This window comes from Streptomyces sp. E2N166 (genome assembly GCF_003671715.1).
Lineage (GTDB): Bacteria > Actinomycetota > Actinomycetes > Streptomycetales > Streptomycetaceae > Streptomyces > Streptomyces thinghirensis.
Genome location: NZ_RAIF01000036.1, coordinates 1 through 457 on the forward strand (window position 1 = coordinate 1; position 457 = coordinate 457).

A 457-nucleotide genomic window follows, 5' to 3' on the forward strand; every position below is an offset into this window, starting at 1 on the left:
GGGCCGAGCACCAGGCCGATGCGCTCGTGACCCAGGGACGCGAGGTGACGCCAGGACTGCTCCACGGCCACGGCGTCGTCGCAGGCGATGCACGGGAAGTGGAGATTCTCGATGGAGGCGTTGATCAGCACCACCGGGATGTTGCGTTCCGCGAGCAGCCGGTAGTGGTCGTGCGGGGCGTCGGCCTGAGCGAACAGCCCGCCCGCGAAGACGACCCCCGACACCTGCTGCTGCAGCAGCAGCTCGACGTAGTCGGCCTCGGAGACACCGCCCTTGGTCTGGGTGCACAGCACCGGCGTCAGCCCCTGCTGGGCCAGGGCGCCACCGATGACCTCGGCGAACGCGGGGAAGATCGGGTTCTGCAACTCCGGCAGCACCAGCCCGACCAGCCGCGCGCGCTCACCCCGCAACTGCGTCGGCCGCTCGTACCCCAGGACGTCCAACGCGCTCAGCACGG

General features: G+C 70.5%; 1 pseudogene. It reads right to left on the bottom strand.

Annotation, left to right across the window (positions count from 1 at the left end):
* A pseudogene (locus tag EBH09_RS36765) lies at window positions 1-457 on the bottom strand (LacI family transcriptional regulator); the annotation flags it as partial.